The following is a 17518-nucleotide window of genomic DNA, read 5'->3' on the forward strand; positions in this document are numbered from 1 at the left end:
AAATATATAAGTATAAAACTCGTTAATTACAAGTCCCGTTTAGTTGTTAGAGCCCAAAAGGCGCGAAAGCCATTTAGTTAACCAAAAGTTGCCCGGTAGTTTACCAGCTTCTTTATCCCTGCTATTCACAATTTGACATCCAGAATTCTGCAATGGCTTATAATCATTAAAATTAATATGGTCTCCTTGCTTTAAAATAAATGTATCTGCATCTAAACTATTATCAATACTAACATTTAATGTAATATTGAACTCTTTTTCGATTGTAGAAACCATATCACGCTTATTATTAAAAATGTGCGCTATAACTGCACTGCGTGCTATTAAATCAAAGGACTTATTTTGATTTTTATTAGCAATATGTTGCAAATCCCTTAGTATCGATGCAACAACCACTTCGTTTGATTTCACTCTTCCAATACCTTTACAGCGTAAGCACTCTGTAGTATTAATTTCCTGTATATTTGGTTTAATTCTTTGTCTTGAAAAGACCATTAAACCAAAGTCATTGATAAAGCTAAATTGAACTTTAGCTTTATCATCTTTAAACGCCTGCTTGATAGCAAATTCAACATTTTTGCAATACTCAAGTTTCAACATGTCAATAAAATCAACAACTATTAACCCTGATAAGCCCCTGAGATTCGCTTGCCTTGATATTTCAGATAATGCCTCCATATTAGTTCTATAAGCTGTTTCTTCTATGTTATCTTCTCCTGTCATTTTCCCTGAATTTACGTCTATTGAAACAAATGCCTCAGTTAAGGTTATCACCAAAGACCCACCAGATGGCAATTCTACTCTATTGCTATATAATTCAGAAATTTGATCTTCGACTCGATAGTAAGTAAAGATTGGAACAGAACCTCTATATAATCTAGGACGCAATTTTCCTTGTAACACATTTTTAGTGTATTTTCTTACCGCTTCACAAACTTCTCTATCAGATACTATAATTTCTGTATCATTACTACAAAAGTCACGTACAGATCTCATAACTACATCTGCTTCGTTGTAAATTAATGATGGAACATTTAAAGAAGAGAAGTTTTGCTGGATATTTTGCCATAATAAGGTCAAATTATTGTAATCTTGCTCAATTTCTTTCTTACTTTTTCCTGCACCAACAGTTCTTACTATTAAACCTGAGCCTTTTGGTAAATTTATTGAATTTAATATATCCTTTAACTGTTTTCTAACGTTGGTATCTTCAATTCTGCGAGATACTCCACCCCTACTTATGGAATTGGGCATGAAAACACAGTATCTACCGACCAAAGTTACGTATGTTGTAAATGAAGCTCCTTTATTTCCTCGTTCTTCCTTAGTTAATTGAACTAATAACTTTTGATTTACTGAAATCACATCTTGTAACTTATATTTTCTATGTAAAGGTACCCCCCTCACAAAACCACTGCTGGATTCATTACTAGCTGTAGAATCTAGGCCTTCTTCTGTGCAATTATCATTTGAACAGTCCACACCGCTCGAATAGTCTTCATCAGGGAAAATTTCCTTCTCTTTTTCTGGAATATTAAAGTAATTTAGAGATATCTCAGAAAAAGACAAAAAACCTTGCTTATTTTTTCCATACTCAATGAACACGGCCTGCAAAGCAGGCTCTATACGCTTTACATAAGCAACGTATATATTACCTCTTAATTGTTTTTTTTCCTTGAATTCTTGTTCAAACTCTACAACCCTACCATTAACTAGTAGGGCAACCCTTACCTCGTTAGAACAGGTAGTACTTTCTATCAACAATAACCTTTTGCCATCACTCACCACTTATTTACCGTCTACTTTCCATTCTGAAATGTTCTTATACTACTTAATATATTATTGATTGTCAAGAATTTTGCGACCTGCATTATTGGGTTGACTTTCAGTGTTTTGTGTTCTAAACTTGCATAGAGTTTATTATATCACTAACAATTATGGCGAAAAAAAATGCTTCTTTGCTTGTCAAGCTAGTTAGCACTGCAACTAAAACAACAAAAACTGGAGAAGAGAAACTAACAGGCTATTTTTGTGTAAAAAAACGTAATCCTAAGAACCTTCCCAAAAAGCTCGAGTTTAGGAAGTATGACCCAGTGGTCAGAAGACACGTATTATTTAAAGAAGAAAAATTAAAGTAAGTTTATTGTTATATATAGTTTATAATCAAGTTATACTCTAATAATAGAGCTCAGAGATATAATGGAAGGGAAGGTGAAACTCATAGTGTTGATCATTACACAATTAATAAACATAAAGTATAAAACACAGAAAACGCTCTAAAACCTAAAGTGTCACACGTTAGTAGGTCAAAAATCTAAGGGTTTTCCTTAGAGGGTTTATTGGACTAGATCGGATCAATATATAAACGTAAAAATAACCTGAGCTTGCCTAATATAAAAAGGTTCATGTAATTTGAATACAGAGTAAGCAGTAAAATGGCAAAATAAAATAGATAAAAAAATAGAAGTAAATGCAGACACTGATTTTTCATAAATCAAAAGGTGTGCTAAGAATTCCAGCATCACGTGTATAGCCGTGCGGACATTGTGGTAATTTGCGTAGTAGAAGGTGTCATCCCAGTACTTGATACTGGGATGATATACTTCTGGTAGATAATGTCGGTATAGTTGTGATTGGAATAGAAAGCACTAAGTTTGCAATGCTATCTGAATAGATAAAAGAACTCATTACTCAGTGAAACAAGACTTGAAATTTTGTGCAATGCTGCTGATTATATCTAGATATGCATCCTTTCCAGGCTCTACATCTGATCCAATAGGATCAAGAATCACCATTTTTACGTCACTAGAAAAGACATTAGGCTTTATGCTATCCTCTCGTGAATGAGAAACAATACATTTAACGTTTTCCTCTTTCATTACCTTTTTTAATTTCATTAAACTCTTCATACCTATGTAAGAATCTTCTTCTATAGAAAGAATGGCGCTTGGGTAACTTAAATCAAAATATTTTTCGAAATATTGATAAGCATCGTGAGTAACTATGTATTTTTGATTTTTTAACTCATCCAATTCTTTCGTAATTTTTTCTACTTCTTGGTCTATCTTTCTTATAGCCTCCTCTGCGTTAGTATTGTATCGATAGGCATTTTCTTTATCTATATTAGATAATGTTGCACTGATAGAAAGTATCATACTTTTTGCATTTTCAGGACTCAGCCAAATATGCAAATCTTTTTCATCTTGAATGTGACTAGAAAATGAATGTGTTCGAGCAGGAAGTAGATCGATTGCACTTGATAGCGGTATTAACTTCTTATTTTCTTTAGCGAAAGTTTTAATGAATGTTTCCAAAGAATCATCGATATAAAATATAATATTGCTAGATTCTAATTTACTTGCGTCTGAAGGCCTGAGCATGTAGTTATGTTCAGACACTACTTCGTACATTAGTAGTTCTGGCTTTGAAATTCCATCTGTAACAGAAGCTACAAGTGAGTGTATAGGTTTGATTGTAGCTACAATTTTTAAATTGGATGAAAAGGCACTATTGTAGTATAATGTAAATGAAAGTAATAGAAAAAAAAACAGTAAATGTCTCATATAAATGTTGAGAAGAAGTCAATTTTTGCCAAAAAATTAAGTAGTGTCAATAACTGCATTCTAAAAATAGAAAACCTTACTCTTTCATACGATAATAAAAAAGTTCTTGATAATATCAACATATCAGTACAAAGAGGAGATATAGTTACAATACTTGGTCCAAATGGCGGAGGTAAAACCTCTTTAGTGAAAGCAGTTGCTTGTATAAATAAAGGTTTTATTGGCAGTATTGTATTCGCTGACAATATAAAAATTAGCTATATGCCACAAAATTTTAGTATTGGTAATTTGATGCCAATAACAGTTGAGTCTTTCCTTTTCAATAGCTCCTCGAAGAAATTGAAGAAAAATCAACCCATTGTTACAGAAGCAATAGAATTGGTTGGTATCGGTAACATCCTAAAAAATCAAGTATTAGAAATCTCTGCAGGACAAACACAATTACTGCTGCTTGCACGCTGTTTAATTTCAGAATCTGATTTGATCATTTTAGATGAGCCAGTCAGTGCAATGGATATTAACGCACGATCTAAATTTTATGATATTATAAATAAAATCGCAAAAGAACGATCAGTGTCGATTCTCATGACTTCTCATGACCTTAACTCTGCTCTACCATCCTCAGATTACATAATTTGCATAAATAATACTATCTATTATCAAGGTAAACCTGATGAAATTATGGAGATAAATGAAATATTTGGCAGTTACGCAGCGAAATGATTCAAAATATTCTACGTCTTCTGCAAATAACTACAGTGCTAACACGCTACAATGTGTTACCTTATTTACTTCCACCATCAAAAAAATCAATAAATAAAATACAAGGTCATAAACTAAAGCGTGCTCTTGAAAGATTAGGTCCGGTGTTCATTAAATTTGGGCAATCCATTTCATCACGCACTGATATTTTAAATGAGGACATAACAAATAACTTGCTATTGATATGTGATAGATTGCCATCATTTTCGTATAAAATAGCAGTTAAAACTATAGAAAGTGAGTTTAATTGTAAATTAAGCGATATTTTTTCAAGTTTTTCTGAAAAGCCAATTGCAGCAGCATCAATTTCTCAGGTGCATAGAGCAGTTACAATTGAGGGTAAGGAAGTTGCTGTAAAGGTTTTGAGGCCAAATATTGAGAAAACATTCTCAAGGGATATAAAAATGCTTTCTTGGCTTGCAGAAATTGCAGAAAAATTTAGTGAACAATCAAAAAGGCTGAAGCCAGTTGAATTAGTCAAAACTTTTGCTGAAATTTGCCGATTAGAGTTAGATCTACGCTTTGAGGCTGCCCACTCTTCGGAACTGAAGGAAAATACTAAACATGACAGAGGTTTCTACGTACCTGAAATAGATTGGAGTAGAACTTCAAAAAAGGTTTTAACATTAGAATGGATGGAAGCTATACCAATATACGAAGTTGAAAAGCTGAATAACCGAAAGCAAATAGCTATCAATCTTATAGAATCTTTTTGTAATCAGGTATATAGGGATTGTTTTTTTCATGCTGATATGCATCCTGGAAATTTAATGATCGATAGTAATAACAATATTATTGCCCTGGATTGTGGAATCATGGGTAGAATAGATCGTGAGACATGCTATTACGTTATAGAGATACTCAAAGGCTTTTTAAATAGGGATTATGATCACGTTGCAAAAATGCACTTTAGAGCCGGTTATGTTCCATCACAGCATAGAAATTTTGTTACAGCTTGCAGAGCAATAGGTGAGCCCATTGTTGGACAGCCTATACAGAAGATTTCATTTGCTCGATTACTTACTCAGCTACTAAAAATAACTGGTGATTTTGATATGAAAGTTCAAACACAATTGTTATTGCTGCAGAAAACTATGATTTTATTAGAAGGAACATGTAGGAAAGTCTATCCAGAAATCAATATGTGGAAAGTAGTTGAAACATGGATAAACAATCAACATGAAAGTAAAATAGGGTATAGGGAAAAAATTAAAAGCTCTTATCCCATAAAAGCAATTCAGGGAATATTTAGCCTTATAGAAAAATTAAACCTAATAGCTGACAAAAAATTACAGGTGAAAAATAAATCAAATGGAAAAGCCTACTTTTTACTTTGGTCTGTAATTATAATTCTCATCGTTAAACTTTTAATTTCTTGAACTAAAAGATAATAGAAGCAAGTTTACAACAACTATTTCAGTCTTGAAACCACTCAGGTTTACATTCACTCGAATTATCAAGGTATTTTCAGGATGTACAAAAATTTTCAGAAGAGTTTAGACAAGAAGTAAAAACCTTAACTCTATCTTAAACTGATAACATTACCAAATTCAGTGCTTATCACATCACTCAGTACTGTACTTGCTTTATATGAACAGTAGCATCCAATTGTAAGGAAGACAAATGCAGCTACAGCAAGTGAAATACATATTTCTAAATTCGATATTGTTAAACATGCACCAATAGCAAACGCTCCAGATAACACAAAAGAGGCAGAGGCATAGTTACTTTGCCTTCTATTATAAATGCTTGCTTCTGAAAGTTTTCTGTTTTTGTTATTTAAGTCTTGATTTTGAGTTTGAAGTTCTGATCTCTGTTGACTAAAATCCCTTTTTAACTGTGAAATTTTGTTAGTGTCTCTTTCACTTACAACCCTATCCAACTCTTGCTCTTTTTTTCTAAGTTGAGTTTTTGTTCTTTCAAGCTCATCTCTAAGGTTTTTAAGTTGACTTTTTTCTCTAGTAAGTCGAGCTACTTGATCAGTGAGAGTGTGAATTCTTTCCTGATTACCCTGCCTTACTTGTCTCAACTCCTTTTCTAACTGTGAAATTTTGTCAGTGTCTCTTGTTCTTTCATCTACGGTCCTATTCAACTCTTGCTCTTTTTCTGCAAGTTGAGCCTTTGTTCTTTCAAGTTCACCTTCCAGGTTTTCAAGTCGCTGCAATTCTTGAGCAATAAACTCATCGTTTATTTCTGATTGAACATTATGTGTATTTGCTACAGGTTGCTCTGCACTTGCAGGAAATTTCTCATTGAGATAATTTTTAATAGATTCACTTGGATTATTAACATTCCCCAACACAGCGTTGACAATTGCACGATTTATGAAGCAGTGATCTTCTACTAATTCTTTTACATCACCCAAATCTTTTCTATTAATAGCATCAGTTAATCGCTCTTTCATAGCTTGTTCAATGATTTGCTTCAATCTTGAATTTTGCTCTATAGCTGGTATTGGTTTTATTTGACTAAAATCTAGCTCTTTATGTTTTAAAAGTTTAGTCAATACTTCCTCGTTATCTTCTGTTATTCCTTGTAAACATGATTTGATAATCAGGCTAAGTGGTGTTTCTATTTCTTCATTTGAATTTCTTTTCCAACAATTAGGGTTGAGTTCTTGATTTAATAGTCTTTTTGCTCGGTCAATATTTCTGTTAGAAAGAACATCTAATAATTCTTTTCCTGTTTGTGCTTTTTGTATTTCTATCGTAAGGTGCGAAAAATTTTTATCCTGTACTTGTCCAATTTTTCTAATATATTCTTCAGGAGTATGAGAGAAATTACCTTGAAAATCTATACGATGAATATTTTTAATATTCACATTCAAACCAGTATGTCTAAGTAAAATCTGTACAAAATTTCTATTTTCCATGCGCAAGGCTAGATGTAGAGCTGTATTGTTTTCTTTAGTTTCTTGAGCATTAATCTTTAAACTTTGATGTTGCAAAAGCAACGTCATCATTTTCAAGTGTGTAGGACTATCATCACCATTCATGATAATAGTCATTAATGGTGTATATCCCTTATCAAACGCATTAACATTCGCACCTTCTGCTAGAGCTCGCTCAAAATCTCCTAGATTTTCATCATCAATAGCTTCAAATAATTTTGTTGTTGATTGTCCTGAAGTTGTTTGGTTTTGAGCTCGTCCATTAACAAACCTTCTTTCAAAAGTTACATTACTTCCCGAAAGCATACTAAATTCTCCAATTTATTGACATAATTATAAAAAAAACAAAGAAAATTGCAAGTAGTTTAGTTAAAAATTTTAGAATTAATTATGATTCCAAAAACTTTTCCGCATCAAGTGCAGCCATGCACCCTGTTCCTGCAGCAACTACTGCCTGGCGATATACCTTATCTTGAACATCACCAGCAGCAAATACCCCTGCCCTACTGGTTAGAGTTGTTCCAGGTTTCGTAATTATATAACCTTGCTGATCCATTTCAACAAAGCCCTTAAAAATACCTGTATTTGGTGCATGCCCAATTGCAATGAACACTCCATCTACTTTCAATTCCTGGGTTTTATTGATGTCTGTCGATTTAATTGTAATGCCAGTAACTTTTTTAGGATTTTCTTCTCCAAGAATCTGCTCTACGGTATGATTCCATATTACCTTTATCTTATCATTTTTAAAGAGCCTGTCTTGCATTACTTTCTCTGCTCTTAAGTTATCACGCCTGTGTATCAGTATAACTTCCTTAGCAAATCGAGTTAAAAATATTGCTTCTTCAACAGCAGTATTTCCACCACCAACCACAGCTACAACTTTATTTCTAAAAAATGCACCATCACAAGTTGCGCATGCCGAAACTCCGTAACCTTGAAATTTCTTTTCACTCTCCAGGCCAAGCCACTTCGCTTGCGCACCAGCTGCGATTATAATTGCATTCGAATAGTAGTCACTAGCATTACCACAAGATCTAAATCTATACTCATTAGAATCCTCAAGTTGTTCTACACTTTTTATCTCATCGTCTATTATTCTTGCTCCCGCCTTCTCTGCATGCAACCTCTTTTGTTCCATGAGTTCTGGACCTTGTATAGAAATAAAACCTGGATAGTTTTCAACATCCGTAGTAATTGTAAGCTGACCACCAGGTTGCATTCCTGTTACTACAATTGGCTCTAAATTTGCACGTGCTGCATATATAGCAGCAGCATAACCCGCTGCTCCAGATCCAATAATAAGAACTTTTGTACTCAATTTATAATTCTGCACTGTGTGAGTTTAGATAATCAGCCACTCCTTCATCGCTTGCCTGCATCGCAGGCTTGCCTTTTTTCCACCCTGCTGGACATACTTCACCATGCTCTTCATTATGTTTTATTGCATCAATGATTCTAATGAATTCATCGATATTACGCCCTAAAGGAAAATCATTTATCGATTGATGACGTACAACAAATTTATCATCAATAACAAAAGTTGCTCTTAGTGCAATTGAGTCATCATATAAGACCCCATAGTCTCTTGATATAGACTTTTTGATATCAGACACTAAATTGTAGCTAACCTCTCCAATACCACCATCATTAACTGGAGTGTTTCGCCATTTATAGTGTGAAAATTTTGAATCTATACTTATTCCTATCACTTCAACATCACGTTTTGAAAAATCTTCTATTTTGTTGCTAAATGATATCAACTCAGTTGGACAGACAAAAGTAAAATCAAGTGGATAGAAAAAAAGGACAGCATACTTATCCTTTATATGTTTACTTAAACAGAAATCATCAACTATTTTTCCACTAGCAAGAACAGCCGAAGCAGTAAAATCGATAGCGGATTTTGTTACAAGATTCATAACTAACCTATTCATTCTTAATATTTATAATTTTATACCTTGATACATTTACATGCAAGTTTTCTTTAGCCCCAATCTTATAAAAACTTCCTCTTATGGCTGTGAAAATGTTATGATAAGAGCTAATTTTCATGAGTAGGGAAATACCCAAATATTACTATCTTTCACCTTTTCTCCCTTCAAATTTTTTAACCATTTCTTTTACACTTACATTCGTGGAAGGTAAATTTTTGCTGGCAAGATGGTTGATCGAAGATTTTTTATTCCCTACTGGAAATGAACGAGATTGTTTTCTCTTCACACTGATATCCGTTTGTGTTACTGAAGCAGTTTTGTTTTCAGCAGGCAACACGTTCTTTACTTGATTTCGCTCAAATCTTTCTTTTAATGCCTTTACTTTACTACTCTCGCGAGTCACTTCTTTTTTCATAGCAACTACTAGTACTTTTGGTCCATCAGCTTTTTTTGCTGATTCTTTACCATCTTGATTTTCAGATTTTAGTGGTAGTGTAGGGTTACTCTCAGCTGATTTTTCCACTACTATTTTTTGCTCTGTGCTTACTTTTTCGCCTAAATCTTTAGGCTTTGGTGGTACTGCAGGTTTATCTTTTTTCGGTTCTTGTCTAATTTTTTGATTGATAGTAAACATTTTCTCTGGTACTGGTGGTACTCTTGGTGGTTTTGGTGGTGCAAGAGATTGAAGTTGTTGTTTCTTCCTATTTTCTCTTTTTGCTTCTATATGTTCTTTAGGAATTGTTGCATAAATCGGCTCCTCTTTAATTGATTGTAGATTACGCAAATCTTTTGTTAAAGATTTGCTCTTTTCCTCTTGATAATTTGATATTTCTTCATACTCAGGATCTTCGTTTAATGAACCTCCATAACCTGAATCTTCTCGCTCATATAAGAGATTTTTCTTTTGCTGTCTATTTTCTAAATTTATTCCATATGACCTATATTTATCTTGACTTCTTTCTATTCGCTCTAAATCTGAAATTTTTTGAATAACATCTGTATATTCGATTGCTGTTCTAGCAGTTGAAGGAGGCAATTTATCTTTTATAAAATTACTTATATTCCTAATCGAAACATCTCTTCCTAATATTCTATTGAATATCCTAAGAATTAATGGCTTTTTATTTGCCTTCTTTACACAATTATTCAAGTCATCACGTATAACAAGTTTAGCTACATCTTCTGCCTTATCTGTAAAACCCTCTAAAGCATGAGATAAATCTGTTACTGTTTTACCATATTGTTTCTCTGAATTCCCTAGCTTTATAGCTTTGATCAGAGAATCGAGATTTTTTTTATAATCCTCACTTTTAAATGGATCATTCATACTAATTGTAATATTTTATTGAAATATAGATCTAAAATATTAAGATCTAGTGAATATTACTTTTTTAGTTCATATATAGCTATAGTTATACGGCGATAATGCGTAGCAGAATAACGATTTCGTCATTCTAGTATCTGCTTTTACCCCTTATCTAGGTGTGTAAAAGTGAAATCTAGTTTCGCTATATAACACAGTCTCATACAAGTAGCTTCTCGATTGAGAGTTGTCTTCTGCATTGAGCTCAACATTATTTACTACTTTTTCAGTAATAATTTCGGCAAACTCAGGAGAAAGTTCTTTTGCAGAAAATGCAGCATGTACATCATTTTTAACAAAGAAACACGTAGCAAGTGCAAATACTGCTGTTGGTACATAGCACCAATATACTAAAAAAAGTTGTAGAAGCTACTAAAGTAAATATTGCTTGAAGCATAATATACTGTTTATCAATGCCAACATATTCAGCCATCAATTTTCTAATTTTGTTATTGCTGCCGTATGGCAAAAAAATATCTTAATAAAAGCTGTTACACTATTACTAGCAAGATATCAATCACGCTCTATTGGATCTACATTTTGATTTAAAATCGCCTATTTTCTTGCACCTTTTTGCCATTCATAGAATGTTAACTTTAAACCTCTTGGCTACAAATGCTCTACTTTCCCCTACATCCAATGCTTTTTTCCTTAAATCATAACTATATGCTGCTGGCATTTATATCTCCTCGCTACTTTACCTATTCCATCATGTTCACACTATTAGGAAAAGAGCTATAATTTTCAACACTAACAAAACTACTTCCTAATCTTTTACGCAGCAACCTATAGAACTTAATGCTGTGAATATATGATCAACAAAAAAAACTTTGAGAAAAGGAAGAATAGACTTCTTCCTTTCACTTAATTACGCTGTTATACTTGACCCTATACTAACTCCTTGCTCTACATTAGCTCCATCTAGATTCTTACTAGAATTTGACATTACATATGTAATACCACCAGCAACAAGTCCTGTTACTAGAGCAGCAGCCATAGCTATGCCAATCATAGTCAATATCGGTAATGCAGCACCAAAATACAATCCTAACCCAACTGCCAATGCAGCTATGGCACCACAAACACTACCAATGATTATTGGTTTATTAGTAGTTTTTACTGTATCTTTAGTTATATTTCCTTCAGTTTTAGGTATGCTGCTTTCATCTACTAAAGACTGTTCTTTACTTTCGTAATCAGGCTGGTTCTTTCTAATTAATGTTATCATATCAGCATTTCGCTGTGGATCTAATGATACTTTGAAAGTCTCCTTGTTAAAAATCTTAGAAAATATTTCACACTTGTCTTTATTTTCGTGATTAGGCACGATCCTTTCAAGGGTTACTTTCCAATCCTCTTGCTCTTGCTTTTTACATATCTCCTCAACTCTATCGTGCATTTCAATTTTGTTAGGATCATCTTTACTTTCACAACTAGATATGCTCTTTGGAAGTATTTTTAGCCAACCATCAATTTTAGCTTTTTGCTCTTCATCTTGCTCTTGATTTTTTAGTATTTCTAAAATATTCTTGGTTTTGTTAAGATGATCTTTTTTTATACTAGCGAAAACTGCTTCTAACATATCATTATCTTGAGCTACATCTATAATAGCTTTAATACTTTTCTGACTAACTTCCTGATTATTAAAATTTATAGCACAGCTAAGCGGTGTTAGAGTATGTTCTTGATCACCTAAACTCCTGATCTTTATATTCGCAGCAGTAAGAACTTTTTCTAATAACTCTTTATCTTTTTTGGCTATATCTAGAATAGTGTCAATGCCTATCTGATTATTAAGAATAATAGCATGGACAAGTGGTGTTGAAGTATATTCTTGACCATTTGAGAGCTTGATCTTTATATTCGCAGTAGTAAGAACTTTTTCTAATATATCTTTCTCTTTAGCTACACTTAGAATATTTGTAATATATCTCTGACTATTTAACGAGTTCTTAAGATTTATAGCGTAGGCAAGCGGTGTTAGAGTATGTTCTTCACCATCTTCAAACTCTATACATTTCACAGTAGTAAGAATTTTCAGCAAATCCTCTTTTGAAAATCCTGTAAGAAGATCAATAATATTCTCATGTTCTTCCATCGCAGCCTGTAACTTACCATATAATTCTTGTTGTGTTCCGTTTAACTCTTCATATTTTGGCATATAAAATTCTCCTATTCAAAATAATAATATACTTTAATTATTATATATTTAAGCAAACAAGTCAATAAATTAATAAAATGCTGTGGTGCCAAAAACACTCAAACAAGAAAAAGTGCTCTGGTGCTCATTCTTTGTTTATAAATAATATTCTTGATTCAATCCTTTGCTTTCTTCTCAATATATCTACATATCAGAATAGACAGCTCATATAATACCAACATTGGAATTGCAAGCCCTACTTGGCTTAGTACATCAGGTGGAGTTAAGATTGCAGCAATAATGAAAATTACCACTATCGCAATTCTCCGTTTATTTGACAAACTTTGTGCAGTGATTAGCCCTACTCTCACCATTAAGGTTAGTATGACTGGAATTTGAAATGCAGTACCAAAAGCGAACGCGAATTGAAGAACAAGGTCTAAATATTCACTAACTGATGGCATAAACTCTATTGGTATACCGAAAGATTTACCGCTATGTTCAAAAGCAATAAAAAATTTCCAGGCTAAGGGAAATATGTAGTAGTAAACTACAGCGGCTCCCGTTACAAACAAAACCGGTGTTGCAATTAAGTATGGCAATAACACCGCCCTTTCTCTTTTATATAAGCCAGGTGCTAGAAACATATAGAATTGCCATGCAAACACAGGAAAAGAAAACAACAGTGCACTCATTATTGCAACCCTGAGATATACAAAAAACGCTTCTGTTAAGTCTGTATAGATTAGAGAAAAATCATCACTATCTTTTGTAACTTCTATTAAAGGTGCAAGTAAAAAGCGGTATATATTTTCTTTAAAGTAGTAACAAAACCCGAAGGTAACACAAAAAAATAGAAAGCAAAAAATAACCCTTTTTCTAAGTTCCGCAAAGTGCTCATAAAATGAAGCATATTTTTGTGAGTTTTCGTTCATACTTTACAATAAAGCTATATCTAACATTCTCAGTGAAAAAGCCCATTCATTATCGTACCACGCTGCAACTCTACAGATATCACCTGTGACATATGTACCAGCTAAATCCACAATTGCACTATAAGGGTTATGGACAAAGTCTATTGAAACTAAAGGCTCGTTACATACGGAAAGCACATGATTTGCTGAATTTTTAAATATTTCGTTTATTTCTCCAGCTGTTACCTTCTTATCAGTCGTAAATTTAAAATCAACCATAGAAACGTTGCTAACCGGAACTCTAATAGCAGTACCATCTAGCTTACCCTTTAACTCAGGAATAACAGAACCAATTGTTTTTGCTGCTCCAGTTGTAGTTGGCACCATAGAAAGGCCACAAGCTCTTGCCCTGCGTAAGTCTCTATGGTTGCCATCAAGAATATTTTGATCATTCGTATAGGCATGTATAGTGGTCATAAAACCGCTTTTTATACCTAAATTGGAGTGTAAAATGTGTACAATCGGAGCCAGACAGTTTGTAGTACAAGAACCTGCTGAGATCACTGTATGCTCCTTTTTTAGCATATCGTTATTTACGCCGTAAACTACAGTTACATCAGCATCTGAAACTGGAGCAGAGACAATTACTCTCTCTGCATTATGCTTTGCTGCTTCCGCACGCTTGTTGAATGCACCAGTGCATTCAAGCACTACATCAACATTCCAAGGAATATTTTCAGGGCTACGTTCTCTATATAAAGAAAATTTCCTGCCATTTATAGATAGCCAATTTTCAGACTCGTTAAAATCAATATCGCCGTTAAATTTGCCATGAACAGAGTCATATTTAATCAAATGTGCATGCTGCTCAGCACTGAGCGACCCATTTACCGCCACAACTTCTATTTGCTCGCTATAGTTTTCTACTTCAAAAATAGCACGCAATACACTTCTGCCTATTCTACCAAGACCATTAATTCCTACACGAATTGTCATTTTTCCATCTTAAAAGTTTAATTATACGGAATATTGCCTGATATTTCATTCTATTCTTTTAGTTGTTAATCCTAATGTTATAATATATTGATTGACTAAAGAAACTGTATCACTTAATTAATAATGTCTAAATTTTAACTTGGAGTAGGTTATGCATGGATTACCAATGACAAATTCAGATAATCAGTATCAGCAAAGAAAAATAGAAGCATTGCAAAAAGAAAATAAAGGACTGTCAGAAAAAGTGAAAACACTACAGAAAATGTCAGTGCTGCAAAATGAAATGCTAGTAATGCTACAGTGGAAATCAATAACAGAGAAACTGCGCACAGAAATATTAAAAAAACTGCTAGAAGCACCTCAAGAAGCAGCAGCATTTCAATTAGAAGAAAGAGATGAAGATCAGCAAGTAATAGAAGACATACTGGATATGCAAGAAGAATTTGAATCTTTACAAAATTTGGAAAGTACTACTATTGAACAAACAAATATTCAAGGACAGAGCATATAAACTTGTAATAGTTTTAAACTATTACATATAACTTTCTCTACTTCCTTCTTTATCGTTATCCAGTGTTGTGGCACTGGGTGCTCCGCTCTTTTTGTATTTTACGACTAAGGATATCATTTTTTAGTGCTTATTTCTTAATATATTAATATAAATCTTGATTAAGTGACTATAGTACTATATTATTTAATAATATATATTAATGTTAATTATTATGAGCTTAGAACAATTAAAAAAATTACAACAAGATTTTCTTGGAATAATTTTTCTCATACTTGCACCAGCTAGTGCAGAAGAAGAAAGAGATATGAAGGAGCGAGCATTAGAGATTATAAGTATATTAAAAGATCATATTAATGATGATATAGAAATGAATAATCTGAGAATGACAATTTTAGACTACATTGTCTTTTGTGATAGTCAAGATAACGTAAGGTTAAATAACAGATCGTTATTAGACTTAGAAGATGCCGTCAAAAGTATTGGAGGGAAAACTTCACAAGAGTTAGGGCGAGTAAATCAGATTCCACAGCAACCAAATAGTATTGGGTTAGCGGTAGCAGAAGCTACAATACAATATGAGGCGCATGTGAGAGAAATGGAAGAGAGAAATGTAAGGATTATCACCTCAATTGGAGTATTAGGTATAACAGCCTTAGGAGTTAATCTTGGAAAATCAAAAGTGAGTGAAATTATTGGTGCAACACTTGGAGGACTATTATCCATGCCAATAATGGTCATGTTACCAGCATCAATAGCAGTAGCGTTAAAAAACAGTAATTCAGAGCTTAGAGAAGTAGTACAATATTCTCTTGATGCAACAAGTAAACCGTCAAGGATTGGGTTAGTAGCAGCTTTAGGAGCAGGCGCGATGATGTTAATTAACAATATAACTAGCAGCAGCACTGAAACAAATATGGAATTATTAGGCCCTGGTTTTATAGCTGCAACTGGAGCTGGAATTGGTGCTGCATTGTCAACGGCTTTAGCGAGAAGGATGTTTGCTACTATCTCCACAAATTTGGAAAGTACTACTATTGAACAAACAAATATTCAAGGACAGAGCATATAAACTTGTAATAGCTTCAAACTATTATAAATAACTTTCCCTACTTCCTTCTTTATCGTTACCCCGGGTGTTGTAAAACTGGGGTAATACCTTCCGCTACGCAAATCACCTACAAAACACAATCTTTTTATTCCCCCAAATAATTAGTTGTGAATTTAAGCAATCATATTAATATAGTAAATATTTACTTAATATACTAGTATTTACCTTGACTAAACAATTATAGTGCTGTATAATTTGTACTTAAGCTTTAATAGTGAGGTGTTGATGGACGCACAAGAATTAGAAAACTTACAGAAAAGTTCATCAACAAAATCCCAAGATGCTGGGGAGAAAACATCAGAAGAGTTGGGAAGAAATTTAAACCCGAATGAAGCCAATAATGATATATTCTAAAATCTATCAAGAATACGAGATGGACAGAGTCATTAATGAATAGTTTTATAGCCGCTGTTTCTTTGGGATTTGGCTTCCTTCTAGGAAAAATTCTACAAACGAAGCTGTTTCTACAAATCTGGAAAACGCTGCTGTTGAACAACCCAATGTGCAACAAACCCTACCCTTATGTATATAAAATGACAAATTTTATAACTAAAAAAGTACTTCCACATTTTCAAAGCACTGCATACAATAGAATTATATTGTAGTGCCTTATACTCATCCTGAGATATAGGAAAACAATCTATACAACATTTTAAGCTGGCTCAGAGCGCTGGCAAACCCAATACCATAATTTACAAGGAGGACTTATGAATAAGAAATTTCTCTATTCACCATTATCAATAAAAAGCATAGAAGAAAACGGAGTATTTTCTGGCTATGCGAGCGTTTTTAATATAGTTGATAAGCAAAATGATCTGATATTACCAGGAGCATTTAAGAATAACTTAAATAAAAGTCAGATAAAACTTCTTTGGCAGCACAATCCGAGCGAGCCTATAGGTAATATTACGGATATTTGCGAAAATGATATTGGCCTATATATAACTGCACATTTGCTTTTTGGTATTCAAAAAGCAGAGGAAGCATATTTAATGCTCAAAACTGGAACTATTAACGGGCTTTCGATTGGCTATATACCAATAGAGTATGATGTTGATCATGAAAGCGGAGCTCGAGTGTTAAAACAAGTGGAGCTATGGGAAGTTAGTTTGGTCACTTTCCCTGCAAATTTGGCAGCTCAGGTAATCAACGTGAAAAATCAGCACAATGAACAAGAAATGTTAGCAAGAGCAATAGAAAAAGCAAATTCTGTGCTTACGAACATGTGTATTTCTACTTAAAATCTATAAAAATTTTCACACAATTTAACATTTATATTATTATTTATTTAATAATTATATTAATATATATAACTTCAATACTTTAAAAATTAG

General features: G+C 33.2%; 16 protein-coding genes and 1 pseudogene. 7 read left to right on the plus strand and 10 right to left on the minus strand.

Annotated elements, in window-relative coordinates; genetic code table 11:
* Nucleotides 1-39: 39 nt before the first annotated feature.
* The gene (locus tag OPR35_RS03190) at nt 40-1788 is read right to left on the minus strand and encodes an Rne/Rng family ribonuclease (RefSeq protein WP_265024995.1); all 1749 of its coding nucleotides are present in this window, start codon (nt 1786-1788) and stop codon (nt 40-42) included.
* Nucleotides 1789-1937: 149 nt separating this feature from the next.
* Between OPR35_RS03190 and rpmG the strand changes: the two genes are divergently transcribed.
* On the plus strand, nt 1938-2138 hold the full coding sequence (rpmG, locus tag OPR35_RS03195; RefSeq protein ID WP_012481745.1) for a 50S ribosomal protein L33: 201 nt from the start codon (nt 1938-1940) through the stop codon (nt 2136-2138).
* Nucleotides 2139-2687: 549 nt separating this feature from the next.
* On the opposite strand, the gene OPR35_RS03200 is transcribed toward rpmG, so the two are convergent.
* Nucleotides 2688-3563, minus strand: a complete 876-nt coding sequence (locus tag OPR35_RS03200; RefSeq protein WP_007302707.1) for a zinc ABC transporter substrate-binding protein — start codon at nt 3561-3563, stop codon at nt 2688-2690.
* Here OPR35_RS03200 and OPR35_RS03205 point away from each other — a divergent pair.
* Nucleotides 3555-4286, plus strand: a complete 732-nt coding sequence (locus OPR35_RS03205) for a metal ABC transporter ATP-binding protein (protein WP_265024996.1) — start codon at nt 3555-3557, stop codon at nt 4284-4286. The two genes, OPR35_RS03200 and OPR35_RS03205, sit on opposite strands and share 9 nt — an antisense overlap.
* On the plus strand, nt 4283-5704 hold the full coding sequence (gene ubiB / locus OPR35_RS03210; RefSeq protein ID WP_012481747.1) for a 2-polyprenylphenol 6-hydroxylase: 1422 nt from the start codon (nt 4283-4285) through the stop codon (nt 5702-5704). Before OPR35_RS03205 ends, ubiB begins: the two co-directional genes overlap by 4 nt.
* Before the next feature lie 143 nt (nt 5705-5847).
* Here the strand turns inward: ubiB and OPR35_RS03215 are convergent, their stop codons facing one another.
* From OPR35_RS03215 to gap, 8 genes and pseudogenes are all read right to left on the minus strand, one after another.
* A complete protein-coding gene (locus tag OPR35_RS03215) occupies nt 5848-7521 on the minus strand; it encodes a TomO hydrophobic C-terminal domain-containing protein (protein WP_265024997.1) in 1674 nt (557 codons plus the stop codon).
* A gap of 82 nt (nt 7522-7603) precedes the next feature.
* Nucleotides 7604-8551, minus strand: coding sequence for a thioredoxin-disulfide reductase (gene trxB / locus OPR35_RS03220; RefSeq protein ID WP_265024998.1), 948 nt, complete (start codon nt 8549-8551; stop codon nt 7604-7606).
* Nucleotides 8538-9137: a peroxiredoxin gene (locus OPR35_RS03225; RefSeq protein WP_007302702.1), complete on the minus strand. Its 600-nt coding sequence runs from the start codon at nt 9135-9137 to the stop codon at nt 8538-8540. The genes trxB and OPR35_RS03225 overlap by 14 nt, the downstream gene beginning before the upstream one ends.
* 157 nt (nt 9138-9294) lie before the next feature.
* Nucleotides 9295-10479 carry a hypothetical protein gene (locus OPR35_RS03230; protein WP_007302701.1) on the minus strand — a complete coding sequence of 395 codons (1185 nt, stop codon included), beginning with the start codon at nt 10477-10479 and terminating at the stop codon, nt 9295-9297.
* 562 nt (nt 10480-11041) lie between these two features.
* Nucleotides 11042-11194 (minus strand): annotated as a pseudogene (locus OPR35_RS07445) (IS630-like element ISWpi11 family transposase); the annotation flags it as partial.
* 189 nt (nt 11195-11383) lie between these two features.
* Nucleotides 11384-12676, minus strand: coding sequence for a WD_0033/WD_0034 family tandem repeat-containing protein (locus OPR35_RS03240; protein WP_265024999.1), 1293 nt, complete (start codon nt 12674-12676; stop codon nt 11384-11386).
* A gap of 155 nt (nt 12677-12831) precedes the next feature.
* Nucleotides 12832-13590 (minus strand): twin-arginine translocase subunit TatC, encoded by a 759-nt coding sequence (gene tatC, locus OPR35_RS03245; RefSeq protein ID WP_149168864.1) that lies wholly within the window; start codon nt 13588-13590, stop codon nt 12832-12834.
* Nucleotides 13591-13593: 3 nt separating this feature from the next.
* Nucleotides 13594-14565 (minus strand): type I glyceraldehyde-3-phosphate dehydrogenase, encoded by a 972-nt coding sequence (gap, locus tag OPR35_RS03250; RefSeq protein ID WP_265025000.1) that lies wholly within the window; start codon nt 14563-14565, stop codon nt 13594-13596.
* Nucleotides 14566-14716: 151 nt separating this feature from the next.
* On the opposite strand from gap, the gene OPR35_RS03255 reads away from it, so the two are divergent.
* The 4 genes from OPR35_RS03255 (at nt 14717) to OPR35_RS03270 (ending at nt 17425) form a co-directional block, all read left to right on the plus strand.
* A complete protein-coding gene (locus OPR35_RS03255; protein WP_019236364.1) occupies nt 14717-15076 on the plus strand; it encodes a hypothetical protein in 360 nt (119 codons plus the stop codon).
* A gap of 211 nt (nt 15077-15287) precedes the next feature.
* Nucleotides 15288-16145 (plus strand): hypothetical protein, encoded by an 858-nt coding sequence (locus OPR35_RS03260; protein ID WP_264684803.1) that lies wholly within the window; start codon nt 15288-15290, stop codon nt 16143-16145.
* Between the two features lie 264 nt (nt 16146-16409).
* Entirely contained in the window at nt 16410-16538 is a 129-nt protein-coding gene (locus OPR35_RS03265) for a hypothetical protein (RefSeq protein WP_019078577.1), read from the plus strand.
* A 353-nt stretch (nt 16539-16891) separates the two neighbouring features.
* Entirely contained in the window at nt 16892-17425 is a 534-nt protein-coding gene (locus OPR35_RS03270; RefSeq protein WP_007302694.1) for an HK97 family phage prohead protease, read from the plus strand.
* The last annotated feature ends 93 nt before the right edge of the window (nt 17426-17518 follow it).

Origin of the sequence: Wolbachia endosymbiont (group B) of Protocalliphora azurea, assembly GCF_947251865.1 — a bacterium.
Lineage (GTDB): Bacteria > Pseudomonadota > Alphaproteobacteria > Rickettsiales > Anaplasmataceae > Wolbachia.

What these genes read in the sequence shown, in the direction of transcription:
- tatC (WP_149168864.1), bottom strand. Translation starts at nt 13,590, where the DNA reads ATGAACGAAAACTCACAAAAATATGCTTCATTTTATGAGCACTTTGCG.
- OPR35_RS03265 (WP_019078577.1), top strand. Translation starts at nt 16,410, where the DNA reads ATGGACGCACAAGAATTAGAAAACTTACAGAAAAGTTCATCAACAAAA.
- OPR35_RS03260 (WP_264684803.1), top strand. Translation starts at nt 15,288, where the DNA reads ATGAGCTTAGAACAATTAAAAAAATTACAACAAGATTTTCTTGGAATA.
- OPR35_RS03225 (WP_007302702.1), bottom strand. Translation starts at nt 9,137, where the DNA reads ATGAATCTTGTAACAAAATCCGCTATCGATTTTACTGCTTCGGCTGTT.
- gap (WP_265025000.1), bottom strand. Translation starts at nt 14,565, where the DNA reads ATGACAATTCGTGTAGGAATTAATGGTCTTGGTAGAATAGGCAGAAGT.
- OPR35_RS03255 (WP_019236364.1), top strand. Translation starts at nt 14,717, where the DNA reads ATGCATGGATTACCAATGACAAATTCAGATAATCAGTATCAGCAAAGA.
- OPR35_RS03270 (WP_007302694.1), top strand. Translation starts at nt 16,892, where the DNA reads ATGAATAAGAAATTTCTCTATTCACCATTATCAATAAAAAGCATAGAA.
- OPR35_RS03205 (WP_265024996.1), top strand. Translation starts at nt 3,555, where the DNA reads ATGTCTCATATAAATGTTGAGAAGAAGTCAATTTTTGCCAAAAAATTA.
- OPR35_RS03200 (WP_007302707.1), bottom strand. Translation starts at nt 3,563, where the DNA reads ATGAGACATTTACTGTTTTTTTTTCTATTACTTTCATTTACATTATAC.
- ubiB (WP_012481747.1), top strand. Translation starts at nt 4,283, where the DNA reads ATGATTCAAAATATTCTACGTCTTCTGCAAATAACTACAGTGCTAACA.
- OPR35_RS03215 (WP_265024997.1), bottom strand. Translation starts at nt 7,521, where the DNA reads ATGCTTTCGGGAAGTAATGTAACTTTTGAAAGAAGGTTTGTTAATGGA.
- OPR35_RS03230 (WP_007302701.1), bottom strand. Translation starts at nt 10,479, where the DNA reads ATGAATGATCCATTTAAAAGTGAGGATTATAAAAAAAATCTCGATTCT.
- OPR35_RS03240 (WP_265024999.1), bottom strand. Translation starts at nt 12,676, where the DNA reads ATGCCAAAATATGAAGAGTTAAACGGAACACAACAAGAATTATATGGT.
- rpmG (WP_012481745.1), top strand. Translation starts at nt 1,938, where the DNA reads ATGGCGAAAAAAAATGCTTCTTTGCTTGTCAAGCTAGTTAGCACTGCA.